This is a genomic window from uncultured Sphaerotilus sp. (assembly GCF_963924895.1).
Lineage (GTDB): Bacteria > Pseudomonadota > Gammaproteobacteria > Burkholderiales > Burkholderiaceae_C > Sphaerotilus.
Window position 1 is genome coordinate 47,969 of the sequence record NZ_CAWURG010000037.1, and the last position, 16,423, is coordinate 64,391.

Here is a 16,423-nt window from a genome sequence, read left to right on the forward strand (position 1 = left end):
GGTACAACCGCACATGCAAATCAAGAAAGCCATCTTTCCCGTTGCCGGTCTGGGCACACGTTTCCTGCCCGCCACCAAGGCGCAGCCCAAGGAAATGATGCCGGTGGTCGACAAGCCGCTGATCCAGTACGCGGTCGAGGAGGCCTATGCGGCCGGTGTGCGCGAGATGATCTTCGTGACCGGCCGCCACAAGCGCCCGATCGAAGACCACTTCGACATGACCTTCGAGCTGGAAGTGGCGCTGGAAAACGCCAACAAGACCGAGCTGCTGAACGTCGTGCGCAGCGTCAAGCCGAAGGACATGGAGTGCATCTACGTCCGCCAGGCGCAGGCGCTGGGCCTGGGCCACGCGGTGCTGTGCGGACAGCGGCTGATCGGCAACGAGCCCTTCGCCGTGCTGCTGGCCGATGACCTGATGATGGGCGAGCCGCCGGTGCTGGCGCAGATGGTCGAGCAGTACAAGGAATGGCGCGCCTCGATCCTGGCCGTGCAGGAAGTGCCGGCCGAGCACACGAAGCGCTACGGCATCGTCGCCGGCACGCTGGTCAACGACCGCGTGATGGACGTCAGCAAGATCGTCGAGAAGCCGGCACCGGAAGACGCTCCGTCGCGCTGGGGGGTGGCCGGCCGCTACATCCTGACGCCGGGTGTGTTCCACGAGATCGCCACGCAGCCGCGTGGCGTGGGCGGCGAGATCCAGCTCACCGACGGCATCGCCGCGCTGCTGCGCCGCGAGAAGGTGTTCGCCTACCGCTACGAAGGCCGCCGCTACGACTGTGGCAGCAAGGAAGGTTTCCTGCAGGCCAATGTCGAGCTGGCCCTGAAGCACCCCGAGCTTGGCGACTCGTTCCGCCAGTACCTGAAGAGTCTGGAACTCTGAGGCTCAGTCCTTGCGGGTTCAGCGCCTGCGCAGCAGGTGCACGAACTCGTTGCCGGGCAGCGTCTCCTGCCCGAGCAGGGCATGGCCCGTCTGGCGCGCGAAGGCCTGGAAGTCGCGCAGCGACCCCGGGTCGGTCGCCAGCACCCTGAGCACCTGGCCGCTGGTCAGATCGGCCAGCGCCTTCTTGGCTTTCAGGATGGGCAGCGGGCAATTGAGCCCGCGGGTGTCGATTTCCTTGTCGGCAGTGGTCTGGGTGTCCATCAGGGCTCCTTGGCGGCCCTGATTCTAGTCACGCCGCACGGGCCCGCCGCGTGCGGCTGGTCAACGCTGGTAGCGCTGCGCCAGTGCCTGCTGGGCGCTCACGCCGGTCTCGTCGACGCGGTGGTAGCGGCCCGTGCTGTCCAGGGTCCACGCATCGCGCTCGTCACGCAGGTAGGGCACCAGGCATTCGTCGATCACGCGCTGGCGCAGCGCGGCGTCGCGGATGGGCCAGGCGATCTCGATGCGGCGCAGCATGTTGCGCGTCATCCAGTCGGCACTGCTGAAGTAGAGGTCTTCTTCCGACTCCTTTTCACCCCAGCGGAAGTACATCACCCGCGTGTGCTCCAGGAAACGCCCGACCACCGAGCGCACCCGGATGCGGTCCGTCTGCCCCGGAATGCCCGGCGGCAGGGCACAGGCGCCGCGCACGATCAGGTCGATCTCCGCGCCGGCCTGACCGGCGGCGATCAGCGCGCGGATCAGCGTGGCGTCGGTGAGCGCGTTGAACTTGCAGACGATGCGCGCCGGCTGCCCGGCCTGGGCGGCGTCCGCGACCCGCTCGATCAGCGCCACCATCGTGGACTGCAGCGTGAACGGCGCCACCAGCAGCTGCTTCGTCGGGCGCAGCATGTTCAGGCTGGCGAGGTGCAGGAAGACGGCGTCGGCGTCGGCGGTGATCTCGGGATCGGTCGTGAGGAAGCCGACGTCGGTGTAGAGCCGCGCGGTCTTCGAGTTGTAGTTGCCGGTGGACAGGTGGCCGTAGCGCACCAGCCGGCGGCCTTCCTTGCGGGTGACCAGCAGCAGCTTGGCGTGGGTCTTCAGCCCGACGATGCCGTAGACCACCTGCACGCCCACGGCTTCGAGCCGGTCCGCCCAGTTGATGTTGGCCTCTTCGTCGAAGCGCGCCTTCAGCTCCACCACGGCCAGCACCTCCTTGCCGCGCCGCGCCGCCTCGATCAGCAGGTCCATCAGCACCGACTCGCTGCCGGTGCGGTAGATGGTCTGCTTGATGGCGAGCACCTGCGGATCCTCGACGGCCTCGCGCAGGAACTGCACCACGGGGTCGAAGGACTCGAAGGGCTGGTGGGTCAGGATGTCACGTTCGGCCATGCAGTCCATGACGCGGCGGCCGAGCGGCAGCTGGTCGGTCGGCCACGAGGGCTCGTGCGGCGGGAAACGCAGGGCCGGCGCGTCGGCGCGGTCGATGAGCGTGTTCATGCGCACCAGGTTCACCGGGCCGTTGACGCGGTAGAGCGCGGCGGCCGGCAGGTCGAACTGCGTGAGCAGGAAGTCCGACAGGCGCGCCGGGCAGGTGTTGACCACCTCGATGCGCACGGCGCGGCCGTAGTGGCGCGTCGTCAGCTCGCTGCGCAGGGCTTGGCGCAGGTTGGTGACGTCGTCCTCGTCGACGTCCATGTCCGAGTCGCGGGTCACGCGGAACTGCGAGAAGGCCTCGACCTCGCGTTCCGGAAACAGCTCGCCCAGGTGCGCCCGGATCACGCTGGTCAGCAGCACGAAGACCTGCCGGCCGTCCGACAGCCGCTCGGGCAGGCGGATCACCCGTGGCAGGACACGCGGCACCTTGACGATGGCAATGGTGTTCTCGCGCCCGAAGGCATCGATGCCGCTGAGCTGCGCGATGAAGTTCAGCGACTTGTTGGCGACCTGCGGAAAGGGGTGTGCCGGGTCGAGGCCGACCGGCACCAGCAGCGGCTGCACTTCCCGGTGAAAGAACTGTGACACCCAGTGTCGCTGGGCGACGTTGCGGTCGGCGTGGTTGAGGATGACGATCTGCTCGGCGGCCAGCGCGGGCATCACCTCGTCGTTGAAGATGCGGTACTGCTCGTCGATCAGCGCATGGGCGTCGGCGGCGACGACGGCCAGATCGGTGTGGCTCGTGCCGCTGTCGGGCAGGCGGGCGGCGTCGAGCGCGTCCGAGAAGCGCACCTCGAAGAACTCGTCCATGTTGGACGAGACGATGCAGATGTAGCGCAGGCGCTCCAGCAGTGGCACATCGGACCGGCGGGCCTGCGCGAGCACGCGTCGGTTGAATTCCAGGATCGCGCGCTCGCGGCTGAGCAGGGCGACCGGATCGGACGTGGTCGTGGAGGGTTCGGACATGCTCCGATCCTAGGCTTGCTGCATGACCAGTTCGTGACAAGTGCGTGTGGCCGCGCCGGAAGTCTCGGCCGGTCTACACGGTCTGCACGGTCTGCAAGCGCACGGCGCTGACCTTGGCCCAGGCATCGACCTCGCCCTGCAGCAGGTGCAGCGTGCGGGGATGTTCCCGGGCCCAGTCCGCGGTGTAGCTCAGGCGGACCTGGCGGCCGTCGGCGGACAGGTTCGGCAGCGGCTGCTCGGGCGCGCTGCGGGCGTGACAGAGCAGAACGGCGAGCCGCAGGGCCAGCACCTGCATGGCCAGCACGGGGTCGGCCAGCGCCACGTCGATCTTGCGCAGCCCGCCGCGGTGGCCGAGCACCAGATCGGCCAGCCGGCGCTGCTGGTTCTGCGAGAAACCGGGCGCGTCGACGTGGCCGATCAGGTAAGCGCTGTGGCGGTGGTGGTCGTGGTGCGAGACCATCATGCCGATCTCGTGCAGCGCGGCGGCCCAGCCGAGTTCGCGCTGGTGGTCGAGCGTGGCGCGGGGCTGCACCTGCCGGTACAAGTGGCTGGCGATCTCCTGCACACGGTGGGCCTGGGCCACGTCGACGTGGAAACGCTGCTGCAGGTCGACCACGGTGTCGTCGCGCAGGTCGTGGTGGGTCGGGTCGCGGTCGGCGGCCAGGCGCTCTTCGAGGTCGAAGATCACGCCCTGGCGCAGCGCGCCGCGCGCCGGCTGCAGCGCCGCGATGCCGAACTGCGCCGCCAGCGTGCTCAGGATGGCCAGCCCGCCGCCGAGCACCGCGCGGCGCTCCGGCTTGAGGCCCGGCAGCTTCAGCGCGTCCTGGTGCCCGGCGCGGATGCACTCCTGGATGCACCATTGCAGGCCCTCGGGGGTGATCGCACCGTCGGTGATGTGGCTGGCGGCCAGCAGTTGGGACACCGCACCGGCCGTGCCCGACGAGCCCAGCGCCTCGACCCAGTTCTGTTGGGAGAACTGCGCCAGCGCCTCTTCCAGCTCGGCCCCGGCAGCGATCTGCGCGGCCTGGAAACGCTCGGCGGTGAACTGGCCGTCGGGGAAGTACTGCATCGACAGGCTGACGCTGCCGATGTGGAAGGACTCGGCCTGTAGCGGCGTGGCGCCGACGCCGATGATCATCTCGGTCGAGCGCCCACCGATGTCCACGACCAGCCGCTGCCGGTCCGAGGGCTGCAGCCGCGTCACGCCCTTGTAGATCAGCCGGGCTTCCTCGCGGCCGGAGATCACTTCGACCGGATGCCCCAGCGCCTCGCCCGCCCGGGCCAGGAAGGCGTTGCGGTTGGTGGCCTCGCGCAGGGTCTGCGTGGCGACGGCGCGCAACTGCTTCGCCGGGATGCCGGCCAGCCGGGTGCGGAAACGCGCCAGACAGGCCAGCCCGCGCAGCGCGGCTTCCTCGCTCAGCAGGCCGTCCGCGTCGAGGCCGGCGCCCAGGCGCACGGTGTCCTTGAGGTAGTCGATGCGGCGGTAGCGGCCGCGGGTGATCTGGCCGATCTCCAGGCGGAAGCTGTTCGAGCCGATGTCGATCGACGCGAGCACGCCGCGCCAGGAGGGACCGGCAGAGGAAGAGGGGGGCACGGTGGAGGCGGTCTGGGCTGGCATGGCCCCATTGTCCATGCCCCGGCCGAGGACATGTCACCCAGGCGTACCGCAGGCGATCCCCTTCCTAGAATGCGCGTTCCGCCTGCCCTGCACAAAGGAGACACCATGACCGATCCCGTGAACCGCGCCGACTTCGACAGCCTCACCCCCAGCCGGGACTTCTCCCGGCGCAGCTTCGTGCAGACCGCCATCGGCAGCGGTTTCGCCGCCGCGGTGCTGCCGGTCGTTGCGCAGAACGTCATCACCACGCCGTCCGACGGGCTGGTGGTTGGCGAGGTCACGATCGACGTGGCCGGCTTCAAGATGCCGGCCTACCGCGCGGCGCCGGCGGGGGGCAAGAACCTGCCCGTGGTGCTGGTGATCAGCGAGATCTTCGGCGTGCACGAGCACATCGCCGACGTCGCCAAGCGCTTTGCCCGGTTGGGCTACCTGGCAATCGCGCCCGAGCTGTTCGTGCGCCAGGGCGACGCGGGCAGCTACGGCGAGATGGCCAAGCTCATGAGCGAGGTCATCGGCAAGGTGCCCGACGCGCAGGTCATGGGCGATCTGGATGCCACCGTCGCCTGGGCCGCCGCCAACGGAGGCAACCCCGCGCGCGTCGGCATCACCGGCTTCTGCTGGGGCGGCCGCATCACGTGGCTGTACGCGGCCCACAACCCGGCGATCAAGGCGGGTGTGGCGTGGTACGGCAGGCTCGTCGGCAACGCGACGGCTCTCACGCCGAAGCACCCGATCGACCTGACGGGCGAACTCAAGGGCGCTGTGCTTGGGCTCTACGGTGGGCAGGACGGCGGCATTCCGCTCGACACGGTCGAGAAGATGAAGGCCGCACTCGCCGCGGGCAGCGCGGCGGCGAAGCGCTCGGAGTTCGTTGTCTACCCGGACGCACCGCACGCCTTCCACGCCGACTACCGCCCGAGCTACCGCCAGGCCGCGGCGCAGGACGGCTGGGCGCGCTGCCTGGCCTGGTTCAAGGCGAACGGCGTGGCCTGATTCGCGACCAAAGTCCCCCCGATGTGACCGCGATCAAGCAAGGGGGAGGACAGGGGGCCTGGCTTCAGGTGCCACCAGTACACTGCCGCACCGTTTCCTGGATCTCCCCGCTGCATGATCTCGCGTCGCCGTTGTCTTTCTTCTTCCGCTGCCGCGCTGCTGGCGCTGGCCTGTGATGTTCGCGCTCAGGGGGCCGCCTCCGCGCCCGCGTCCGCACCGGCCGCTGCCGCGGCCCGCCCGCCGATCTTCGTGCTCAATTCGCTCGACGCCACCATCAGCGTCATCGATCCCGTCAGCATGACCGAGCTGCGCCGCCTGCCCACCGGCAAGGAGCCGCACCACCTCTACCTCTCGCCGGACGAAAAATCGCTGCTGGTGGCCAACGCGGTCGGCAACACCATCACGCTGGTCGATCCGCGCACGGGCCAGATCCAGCGCACGATGACCAACATCATCGATCCCTACCAGCTGCGCTTCTCGCCCGACATGAAGTGGTTCGTCACCGCGGCGAACCGGCTCAACCACATCGACATCTACCGCGTCACGCGCCCGGCCGCGGGCGGCTTCGAGCTGGCCTTGGCCAAGCGCATCTCCACCGGCAAGACGCCCAGCCACGTCATCATCGACACCAAGTCCTCCGTGGTCTACGGCAGCATCCAGGACGATGACCAGATCACGTCGATCGACCTGGCGACCCAGACCACGCGCTGGACGGTGCCGTCCGGCAAGATGCCCGCCGACGTGTTCCTGAGCGCGGATGACAAGACGCTGCTGGTCGGCCTGACGGGCGACGCCTTCGTCGAAGCTTATGACGTGAGCGTCAACCCGCCGAAGCTGGTCAAGCGCATCCCGACCGGCGCCGGCGCCCACGCCTTCCGCGCCTGGGGCGACAAGCGGCATGTGCTGGTCAGCAACCGCGTGGCCAACACCATCAGCCGCATCGACACGCAGACGCTCACCGTGGTCGACAACTACCCGGCGCCGAGCGGCCCGGACTGCATGGACCTCTCGCCCGACCGCAAGTTCATCTATGTGGCCTCGCGCTGGGCCGGCAAGCTGACGGTGATCGACACCGAGCAGAAGAAGGTGGTGCGCCAGATCAACGTCGGCAAGTCGCCGCACGGGGTCTGGACGCTGGAGCACGCCGGACGGCTGTGAGGACGTGATGCAGTTTCCGATTGCCCAGGGTATGGCGGTGGCTGCGCTGGTGCTGGTCGCCGGCAGCGCGCAGTCGGCGTCCTGCGACAAGCCGCTGTTCCTGACCTTCGACACCGGCCACATGGGTGTCGCGCCACTGGTGGCCGAGGTGCTGGCGCGCCAGCAGGTCAAGGCGACCTTCTTCCTCGCCAACGAGCGCACGAAGACCGAGGGCCGCAGCCTCGACGCCGAGTGGACGCCGTGGTGGAAGGCCCGCGTGGCGGAAGGCCACCTGTTCGGCTCGCACACCTTCGACCACGTCTACTGGCGTGCCGACCGGGGCGACGGCAGCTTCGACATGCGCCCGACCTTCGGCCCGCAGGCCGACCGCACGCTCCGCATGGACGCCGCGGCCTACTGTGCCGAGCTGCAGCGCTCCGCCACCCGCTTCACCGAGATGACTGGCCAGCGCATGGCGCCGCTGTTCCGCGCGCCGGGCGGCAAGACCTCGCCCGCGCTGCTCGCGGCGGCTGCGCAGTGCGGCTGGCAGCATGTCCCGTGGAGCCCGGCCGGCTTCCTCGGCGACGAGCTGTCGAGCGAGAAATTCCCCAACGCTACCTTGCTGCAGAAGGCCTTGCGCGACATCCGCCCCGGCGACATCCTGCTGGCACACCTGGGCATCTGGTCGCGCCAGGATCCGTGGGCGCCCGCCGTGCTGGAGCCGCTGCTCACCGGCCTCAAGCAGCGCGGCCACTGCTTCGCGACGCTGGCCGAGCACCCGGCCTACCGCGCCGCGCTGCAGGCGACGCCGACCCGGCCATGATCGACACGCTCGTCGATGTCTTCGGGCAGGCCCAGCAGTGGCTCTACGAGACCGCCGTGCAACCAGTGGTGTTCGCGCTGGGCGGCGGCTCGATCCTGGAGGATGCCTACAACGCGACCGGCTGGCTGCTGGTCGGGCTGCTGCAGATCGCGGTGATGCTGGCGGTGATCGGGCCGCTGCAGCGCTGGCGGCCGCTGCAGCCGATGCTGGACCGCGCCGCTGTCCGCACCGACATCCTCTACACGCTGCTCCACCGGCTCGGGCTGTTCCAGGTGGCGATGTTCTTCGCCTTCGATCCGCTGTGGAATGCGCTGTGGGGCTGGCTGGCGGTGCACGGCGTCACTGGCTGGCAGCTCGACACGCTGATCGCCCCGCTGTGGCCGGGTGTGAGCGACACGGCGCTGGCGGCCTTCGTGGTCTACCTCGTGGTGTTCGACCTGGCCAACTACCTGCTGCACCGCGGGCAGCACGCGTTCGACTGGTGGTGGGCGCTGCACGCTGTCCACCACAGCCAGCGCCAGATGACGATGTGGACCGACAACCGCAACCACCTGCTCGACTCGGTGATCGTCGACCTGCTGTTCGTGCAGATCGGCCACGCGATCGGTGTGGCGCCGGGGCAGTTCGTCGCCGTGGTGGCGCTGTCGCAGCTCGTCGAGAACCTGTCGCACGCCAATGTGCGCATGGGTTTCGGCTGGCTGGGCGAGCGGCTGCTGGTCAGTCCGCACTACCACCGCATCCACCACAGTCTGGGCATCGGCCACGAGTCCGACGGCAAGGGCACGCTGGGCGGACACAACTTCTCGGTGCTGCTGCCGGTGTGGGACCTGCTGTTCGGCACCGCGCGCTTCGAGGGCCGGCCTGGCGACACCGCCACCGGCATCCGCGACCAGCTGCCCGAAGAGGGCGGGCGCGACTACGGGCGCGGCTTCTGGGCGCAGCAGCGGCTGGGCCTGCTGCGGCTGGTCGGGCGCGCCTGACCCAGGCCTGAGCCGGTCTGTACCAGGGGTGTCAGCGCTGCGGACGCCGAGTCGCTATGCTGGCGCCCATGTCCAAAATCCTTGATGCCTTCTGGCGCGCGATGGCGTATTGCCTGCTGCCGCGCGTGATTTTCCTGTCGCTGCTGCCGGTGCTGCTGCTCGGCGGGCTCGCGTTCGGCCTGGCGTGGTTCTTCTGGGATCCCGCGGTCGAGGGCGTTCGGCAGTTCATGGTGGACACGCCGATGCTGTCCCCCGTCACCGCCTGGATCGACAAGTTCACCGGCGGCGCCTTCCGCAGCGTGATCGGGCCGCTGGTCGTGGTGGCGCTGACGGTGCCGGTGCTGATCGTGGCCTCGCTGCTGCTGGTGTCGACCTTCATGGGCGCGACCGTGGTCACGCTGGTGGCCAAGCGCCGGTTCGAGACCCTGGAGCGCCGCCACGGCGGGCGCTGGTGGCAGGCGCTGTGGTGGTCGCTGGGCTCGACGCTGCTGGCGCTGGTGGTGATGGTCGTCAGCCTGCCGCTGTGGGTGATCCCGCCGCTGGCGCTGCTGGTGCCGCCGCTGATCTGGGGCTGGCTGACCTACCGCGTGATGGTCTACGACGCGCTGGCCGACCACGCCACCCACGAGGAGCGCCTGGCCATCATGCGCCGCCACCGCACGCCGCTGCTGGTGATTGGCATCGTCTCGGGCTACCTGGGCGCGGCACCGTCGCTGATCTGGGCGATGGGCGCGCTGGCGCTGCCGATGATGCCGCTGCTGATCCCGGTGTTCGTCTGGCTCTACACGCTGGTGTTCGTGCTGGCGGCGCTGTGGTTCACGCATTACAGCCTGGCGGCGCTGGACGCGCTGCGCCGTGAACAGGCCGTCGAGGTGCTGCCGCCGGTGGGGACGCCTGCGCCCGCCGCTCCTGCCTTGCCGGGCAGCCCGACCGCTGGCTCCGGCCCCGATTCCTTCCCACCCATCGCCCTCCCATGAACTTCGGCCTCATCATCATCGGCGACGAGATCCTCTCGGGCAAACGCCAGGACAAGCACCTCGCCAAGGTCATCGAACTGCTGTCGGCCCGCGGGTTGTCACTGGCCTGGAGCACCTACGTCGGCGACGACCCGCGCCGCATCACCGACACGCTGCGCGGGGCGTTTGCCAGCGGCGACGTGGTGTTCTCCTGCGGTGGCATCGGCGCGACGCCGGACGACCACACGCGCCAGTGCGCGGCGGCCGCGCTGGGCGTGCCGCTGGCGCTGCACCCCGAGGCCTACGAACTCATCATGGAGCGGGTGCGCCAGATGGCGATCGAGAAGGGCTGGAGCGACGACCCGAGCCACCCCGACACGGTCCACCGCACGAACATGGGCGTGTTCCCGGTCGGCGCGCAGATCATCCCGAACCCGTACAACAAGATCCCCGGCTTCTCGGTCGGCGATGTGCACTTCGTCCCCGGTTTCCCGGTGATGGCGCATCCGATGATCGAGGCGCTGCTCGACAGCCGCTACGCCCACCTGCATGGCGCCGGGGTGCAGGAAGAGCGCTCGGTCATCGTCTACGGCTCGATGGAGGCCAGCCTCACGCCGCTGATGATCGACATCGAGGCTCGTTTCGAGGGCATCAAGGTCTTCAGCCTGCCCAGCGTGGACCACCCGGTGCATGGCCGGCACATCGAACTCGGGGTCAAGGGGCGTCCCGGCGAGGCGTTGCAACAGGCCTATGCGGCCCTGCTGCACGGGCTGCAGTCGCCCGACATTCTGTTGGGCCCTGAAATGGTGCGTTGATGCACGTGATTGGTGCACTTGGCAGAATATGCTGCACTGCGGTGCCACCGAAGTGCCGAATTTCACCAGATGAATCCGAGTCGGCAACAGCTTGCAAAGTGACTGCACCGCCAAAGGGATCGGGCATGGATTCTGCTACATTGCTTGGCGGTTCTCAGCCCGGCTGAGCGCCCGGAAAATACCCCCTCATTCATTTCATTTCCCATCTCGCTAGGAGCCTCTGATGGCCAAGACCGTCGCCGACGTGATGAAGCTGGTGAAGGAAAACGAAGTCAAGTTCGTCGACTTCCGTTTCACCGACACCCGTGGCAAGGAACAGCACGTCTCGGTGCCCGTTTCCCACTTCGATGAAGACAAGTTCACGTCGGGTCATGCATTCGACGGCTCGTCGATCGCCGGCTGGAAGGGCATTGAAGCCTCGGACATGCAGCTCATGCCCGACCCGAACACGGCCAACATCGACCCGTTCTTCGAAGAGACCACGCTGATCCTGACCTGCGACGTCATCGATCCGGCCGACGGCAAGGCCTACGAGCGCGACCCGCGCTCGCTGGCCAAGCGCGCCGAGGCCTACATGAAGTCGACCGGCCTGGGTGACACCGCCTTCTTCGGTCCGGAACCCGAGTTCTTCGTGTTCGACAGCGTGCGCTGGGGTGCGGACATGTCCGGCTCCTTCTGCTCCATCGAGTCGGAAGAAGCGGCCTGGAACACCGGCAAGGACTACGAGCACGGCAACAAGGGCTTCCGCCCGACCGTCAAGGGTGGTTACTTCCCCGTGCCGCCGGTCGATTCGGGCCAGGACATGCGCTCGGAGATGTGCCTGATCCTCGAATCGATGGGCATCCCGGTCGAAGTGCACCACCACGAAGTGGCCAACGCCGGCCAGATGGAAATCGGCACCCGTTTCAGCACGCTGATCCAGCGCGCCGACTGGGTCCAGCTCCAGAAGTACATCATCCACAACGTCGCGGGCGCCTACGGCAAGACCGCCACGTTCATGCCGAAGCCGATCGTTGGCGACAACGGTTCGGGCATGCACGTCCACCAGTCGGTGTGGAAGGATGGCGTCAACCTGTTCGCCGGTGACGGCTATGCCGGCCTGAGCGACTTCGCCCTGTACTACATCGGCGGCATCATCAAGCACGCCCGTGCGCTGAACGCGATCACCAACCCCGGCACCAACAGCTACAAGCGCCTGGTCCCGGGCTACGAAGCCCCGGTGAAGCTGGCCTACTCGGCCAAGAACCGCTCGGCCTCGATCCGCATTCCGTACGTCGCGAACCCGAAGGGTCGTCGCGTGGAAGCCCGCTTCCCGGATCCCCTGATGAACCCGTACCTGGGTTTCGCCGCGCTGCTGATGGCCGGCCTGGACGGCGTCGAGAACAAGATCCACCCGGGCGAAGCCGCCACGAAGGATCTGTACCACCTGCCGCCGGAAGAAGACGCGCTGATCCCGACCGTGTGCTCGAGCCTCGAACAGGCGCTGGAGTATCTGGACAAGGGCCGCTCGTTCCTGACCAAGGGTGGCGTGTTCACCGATTCGTACATCGACGCGTACATCGATCTGAAGATGCAGGAAGTCCAGCGCATGCGCATGACGACCCATCCGATCGAGTTCGACATGTACTACACGCTGTGATGCTGCCAGGGTCTGGTCGCTGATCAGGCCGGAGTACACGAAAGGCGGCCTGCGGGCCGCCTTTTTTATGGTCCATACTGCGGCGCGATGAGCACGACCTTTCTTCCGCGCATGTTGCGCACGACGATGGCGATGGCCCTGGTGGCTGGTTCGACTGTGGCTGGCGCCCAGGAGCGTCCGGTTTACCGCTGCCCCGGCAACCTCTACACCGACCAGTACAGCGCCAAGGAGGCGGCCGAACTGGGCTGCAAGACGCTGGACGGCGCGCCGGTGTCGGTGGTGCAGTCGCCCGTGCGGCGTCCCGCTAGCAGCAGTGGTGGCGGTGGCGGTGGCGGTGGCGGTGGCGGGGAGGGTGCTGGCGCCCGCCCGGCCAGCGGCGCGGCGCCGGCGGCCCGTGCCAGTGGCGAGATGCGGGTCGACCCGGCCCAGCAGCGCGCCCGCGACAGCGACGCCCGGCGCATCCTCGAAGCCGAGCTGCGCAAGGAGGAGGAGCGCCTCGCCGCGCTGCAGAAGGACTACAACCAGGGCGAGCCCGAGCGCCGCGGTGACGAACGCAACTTCGCGCGTTACCAGGAGCGTGTGGGCGAGATGAAGGCCTCCATCGCCCGCAAGGAAGCCGACGTCGCCGCCCTCAAGCGCGAACTCGCCAAACTGCCCGCCCCATGAACCTGACGCGCTCCCACGCCAACGCCTTCGACGCGTTCGACCACCTGGCCACGATGGTGGCCGTGCTGCGCCGCGACGGCCGCTGCGTCTACGTGAATGCCGCCTTCGAGAGCGTGCTCGGCCTGCCGCGGCGGGCGCTGCAGCGCGGGCGGGTGTTCGACTGGTTCGTCGATCCCGCCACGCTGAAGGTCACCTTCGATGCGGTGGTCGCCAACGAATTTGCCACCGCCCGGCTGGAAGCGCTGCTGCGGCGGCCGCCCGGCGCGGCGTCGACCGAGCCGCTGCCGGTCCACGCCATCGTCACCCAGATCGACCACGGCGAGCAGGTGCTGCTGGAACTGGTCGAGATCGAGCAGCAGACCCGCCAGGACCGCGAGACCCGCACGCTCGACCAGGCCCGCATCACCAAGGAACTCATCCGCAACCTCGCCCACGAGATCAAGAACCCGCTGGGCGGCATCCGGGGCGCGGCACAGCTGCTGGAGATGGACCTGGAGAGCAAGGCCCTGCGCGAATACACCCAGGTCATCATCCATGAGGCCGACCGCCTGCAGGCGCTGGTGGACCGGCTGCTCGCGCCGCACCGGCGGCCGCACATGGTCACGGACGTCAACATCCACGAGGTGCTGGAGCGGGTGCGGGCGCTGATCCTGGCCGAATTCCCCAAGGGACTTTCGGTGCAGCGCGACTACGACATCTCGCTGCCCGAGTTCCGCGGCGACGGCGAGCAGCTGATCCAGGCCGTGCTCAACATTGCCCACAACGCGGCGCAGGCGCTGACCTCGCGGCGTCAGGAGGAGGGCGATGCCCGCATCGTGCTGCGCACCCGCGCGGCGCGGCAGGTGACGATCGGACGGCAGCGCTACCGGCTGGCACTGGAATTGCATATCGAAGACAACGGACCCGGCGTGCCGCCCGAGATCCGTGACCGCATCTTCTTCCCGCTGGTTTCTGGCCGGGACGGTGGTTCAGGCCTCGGACTGACGCTGGCACAGGACTTCATCCAGCAGCACCATGGCCTGATCGAATGCGAGAGCGAACCCGGGTGCACGCTGTTCAAGATACAGATTCCGCTGCCTTGACCCCTGTGGCGCCTGCGCCAGTGGGGTCCGGGCTCCGAACCGACCTGCTGACAGGCTGACAGGCATCGCATGAAACCCATCTGGATCGTTGACGACGACCAATCCATCCGCTTCGTGCTGGAGAAGGCGCTGGCCCGCGAGGAGCTGCCGGTGCGCAGCTTCACCAACGCGCGCGACGTGCTGACAGCGCTGGAAGACGATGCCCCGCAGGTGCTGGTGAGCGACATCCGCATGCCCGGCGGGACCGGCATCGACCTGCTCGCCAAGGTCAAGGCCAGGTACCCGGGGCTGCCGGTCATCATCATGACGGCCTATTCGGATCTGGACAGCGCCGTCTCGGCCTTCCAGAGCGGCGCCTTCGAGTACCTGCCCAAGCCCTTCGATCTGCCCAAGGCCGTGGCGCTGATCCGCCGCGCGGTGGACGAGAGCCTGCGCGAGGAAAGCGTCGACGAGGCCACCGCCGACGTGCCCGAGATGCTCGGCCAGGCGCCGGCGATGCAGGACGTGTTCCGCGCCATCGGCCGGCTCAGCCAGAGCAATGTCACGGTGCTGATCACGGGCGAATCCGGTTCCGGCAAGGAGCTGGTGGCGCGCGCGCTGCACAAGCACAGCCTGCGTGCGGGCGGGCCGTTTGTCGCGATCAACACCGCGGCAATCCCGAAGGACCTGCTGGAGAGCGAACTCTTCGGCCACGAGCGCGGCGCCTTCACCGGCGCGCAGGCCACCCGCCGCGGCCGCTTCGAGCAGGCCGAGGGTGGCACGCTCTTCCTCGACGAGATCGGCGACATGCCCTTCGACCTGCAGACCCGGCTGCTGCGGGTGCTGTCGGACGGCCAGTTCTACCGCGTTGGCGGCCACCAGCCGCTGAAATCGAACGTGCGGGTCATCGCCGCGACCCACCAGAACCTGGAGACGCGGGTGCGCGACGGCGCCTTCCGCGAGGACCTGTTCCACCGCCTGAACGTGATCCGCCTGCGCCTGCCGGCCTTGCGCGAACGGCGCGAGGACATCCCCGCGCTGGCCCGCCACTTCATGCAGCGCAGCGCCAAGGAACTGGGCGTCGAGTCCAAGCGGATCTCGGATCTGGCGTTGCAGCAGATCGCGCAGTTCGACTTCCCCGGCAATGTGCGGCAGCTCGAGAACCTCTGCCACTGGCTGACCGTGATGGCGCCGGCCCAGACCATCGATCCCAAGGACCTGCCGCCCGAGATCCAGGAACATGTCCAGGCGATGGCTGGGCAGCGCCCTGCGCTCGCCCCGGTCGTTGCGGTGTCGCCGCCGGCCGCCGCCGGGCAACCGGTGCCGGCCACGGCATTGGTGGGTGCCGGTCTGTCCACGGGGGGCTCGCCGGTCCGCGAGGTGTCGGCTGCGCCGGTCGATGCCTGGCTTGACGATCTGGAGCGCGAGGCCCGCGTGCTGCTGGAGCAGGGCCACCCGCAAGTCTGGGACGACCTGACCCGGCTCTTCGAGGGCCGCCTGATCCAGACCGCGCTGGCCATCACCAAGGGCCGGCGCATCGAGGCCGCGCACAAGCTGGGCATCGGCCGCAACACGATCACCCGCAAGATCCAGGAACTCGGGCTGGATTGAGCCCGCCGGGTTTGACCTGCCTCAACAGTCGGGCGGGCGACTTGGGAGACAGTGCAAGCAGGTTCTTCCCCTTCTGCTCACCTCGACTTGCTCTGATTGCCGCCCATGGAGATGTACCCCCCTCTCGCGGGGCCTTGGCCCCGGCCCCGCCGTCGCCTCGCCGGTGCGCCACCGGCTGCGGCCGACCCGGCGCCTTGGCTGCGGGTGCTGTCTGCGTCCACGCTGGGATCCGCCGATGTCGATCTGTTGATGCACCTGGCACACCGCCGCACAGTGGCCGCAGGCGACGCGGTGCTCGACCGCAGCGCGCCAGCCATTGCGCTGGTGCTGCTGCTGTCCGGCGATGTGGTGCTGGGTTCGCGCGCAGCGGATGGTTGCCTGCGCACCGAGCGCAGCGTGACCGGCCCGGCGTGGCTGGACGTCAGTGCAGCCTGGCTCGGCCAGCCCTATGCGATGGAGGCCCAGGCCCTGTCGGACGTGGTGGTGGCCGATCTGCCGCTGGAGGCCGTCCGCGACCAGATGACGAGCCACCCGACGCTGGCCCAGCAGTTCTGCGAGACGCTGGCGCAGCAGGTGCAGCAGATGACGATGGCCTCGCGCAACCTGCTGCACAACGACGCGCCGGCCCGGCTGGCGCAGTGGCTGCTGCAGCGCCTGCCGCAGCGCAGCGGTCAGGCCGAGTTGCGCCTGCAGGAGCGCAAGCGCGACATCGCCCAGCAGCTCGCCATGTCGCCCGAGACCCTGTCGCGGCTGATGCGCAGCTTCGAGTCGCGCGGGGTGCTGTCGGTGCGCGGCTACCAGGTGCAGGTCCGCGATGTGGACGAATTGCGGGCGCTGGCCGGCACGGTGGCCTGAACCCGCG

Annotated in this window: 15 protein-coding genes; 12 read left to right on the forward strand and 3 right to left on the reverse strand. The window is 68.6% G+C overall.

Annotated features, from left to right (window positions below):
- The first annotated feature begins 13 nt into the window (after positions 1-13).
- Positions 14-880, forward strand: a complete 867-nt coding sequence (gene galU, locus AABN02_RS13650) for a UTP--glucose-1-phosphate uridylyltransferase GalU (RefSeq protein WP_338415479.1) — start codon at positions 14-16, stop codon at positions 878-880.
- A gap of 18 nt (positions 881-898) precedes the next feature.
- Here the strand turns inward: galU and AABN02_RS13655 are convergent, their stop codons facing one another.
- The 3 genes from AABN02_RS13655 to AABN02_RS13665 all read right to left on the reverse strand — a co-directional run bounded on the left by AABN02_RS13655 (position 899) and on the right by AABN02_RS13665 (position 4,880).
- Entirely contained in the window at positions 899-1,141 is a 243-nt protein-coding gene (locus AABN02_RS13655; protein WP_179632952.1) for a sulfurtransferase TusA family protein, read from the reverse strand.
- A gap of 60 nt (positions 1,142-1,201) precedes the next feature.
- Positions 1,202-3,262 carry a polyphosphate kinase 1 gene (ppk1, locus tag AABN02_RS13660; protein ID WP_338415480.1) on the reverse strand — a complete coding sequence of 687 codons (2,061 nt, stop codon included), beginning with the start codon at positions 3,260-3,262 and terminating at the stop codon, positions 1,202-1,204.
- A 73-nt stretch (positions 3,263-3,335) separates the two neighbouring features.
- Positions 3,336-4,880, reverse strand: coding sequence for a Ppx/GppA phosphatase family protein (locus AABN02_RS13665; RefSeq protein WP_338415481.1), 1,545 nt, complete (start codon positions 4,878-4,880; stop codon positions 3,336-3,338).
- A 105-nt stretch (positions 4,881-4,985) separates the two neighbouring features.
- Here AABN02_RS13665 and AABN02_RS13670 point away from each other — a divergent pair, with 105 nt between their 5' ends.
- From AABN02_RS13670 to AABN02_RS13720, 11 genes are all read left to right on the forward strand, one after another.
- Complete coding sequence (locus AABN02_RS13670; RefSeq protein ID WP_338415482.1) at positions 4,986-5,873, forward strand: dienelactone hydrolase family protein; 888 nt, start codon at positions 4,986-4,988, stop codon at positions 5,871-5,873.
- Between the two features lie 114 nt (positions 5,874-5,987).
- Positions 5,988-7,031: a YncE family protein gene (locus AABN02_RS13675; protein WP_338415483.1), complete on the forward strand. Its 1,044-nt coding sequence runs from the start codon at positions 5,988-5,990 to the stop codon at positions 7,029-7,031.
- Between the two features lie 7 nt (positions 7,032-7,038).
- The gene (locus AABN02_RS13680; protein WP_338415484.1) at positions 7,039-7,833 is read left to right on the forward strand and encodes a polysaccharide deacetylase family protein; all 795 of its coding nucleotides are present in this window, start codon (positions 7,039-7,041) and stop codon (positions 7,831-7,833) included.
- Entirely contained in the window at positions 7,833-8,813 is a 981-nt protein-coding gene (locus AABN02_RS13685) for a sterol desaturase family protein (RefSeq protein ID WP_338415536.1), read from the forward strand. Before AABN02_RS13680 ends, AABN02_RS13685 begins: the two co-directional genes overlap by 1 nt.
- A 68-nt stretch (positions 8,814-8,881) precedes the next feature.
- On the forward strand, positions 8,882-9,790 hold the full coding sequence (locus AABN02_RS13690) for an EI24 domain-containing protein (protein ID WP_338415485.1): 909 nt from the start codon (positions 8,882-8,884) through the stop codon (positions 9,788-9,790).
- Entirely contained in the window at positions 9,787-10,584 is a 798-nt protein-coding gene (locus AABN02_RS13695) for a molybdopterin-binding protein (protein ID WP_338415486.1), read from the forward strand. The genes AABN02_RS13690 and AABN02_RS13695 overlap by 4 nt, the downstream gene beginning before the upstream one ends.
- Positions 10,585-10,807: 223 nt before the next feature.
- Positions 10,808-12,223, forward strand: a complete 1,416-nt coding sequence (gene glnA / locus AABN02_RS13700) for a type I glutamate--ammonia ligase (protein ID WP_338415487.1) — start codon at positions 10,808-10,810, stop codon at positions 12,221-12,223.
- A gap of 87 nt (positions 12,224-12,310) precedes the next feature.
- Positions 12,311-12,889 carry a hypothetical protein gene (locus AABN02_RS13705; RefSeq protein WP_338415488.1) on the forward strand — a complete coding sequence of 193 codons (579 nt, stop codon included), beginning with the start codon at positions 12,311-12,313 and terminating at the stop codon, positions 12,887-12,889.
- The gene (gene glnL / locus AABN02_RS13710; protein ID WP_338415489.1) at positions 12,886-13,971 is read left to right on the forward strand and encodes a nitrogen regulation protein NR(II); all 1,086 of its coding nucleotides are present in this window, start codon (positions 12,886-12,888) and stop codon (positions 13,969-13,971) included. The genes AABN02_RS13705 and glnL overlap by 4 nt, the downstream gene beginning before the upstream one ends.
- Positions 13,972-14,040: 69 nt before the next feature.
- Positions 14,041-15,561 carry a nitrogen regulation protein NR(I) gene (gene ntrC / locus AABN02_RS13715; protein ID WP_338415490.1) on the forward strand — a complete coding sequence of 507 codons (1,521 nt, stop codon included), beginning with the start codon at positions 14,041-14,043 and terminating at the stop codon, positions 15,559-15,561.
- 111 nt (positions 15,562-15,672) lie between these two features.
- Entirely contained in the window at positions 15,673-16,416 is a 744-nt protein-coding gene (locus AABN02_RS13720; RefSeq protein WP_338415491.1) for a Crp/Fnr family transcriptional regulator, read from the forward strand.
- The last annotated feature ends 7 nt before the right edge of the window (positions 16,417-16,423 follow it).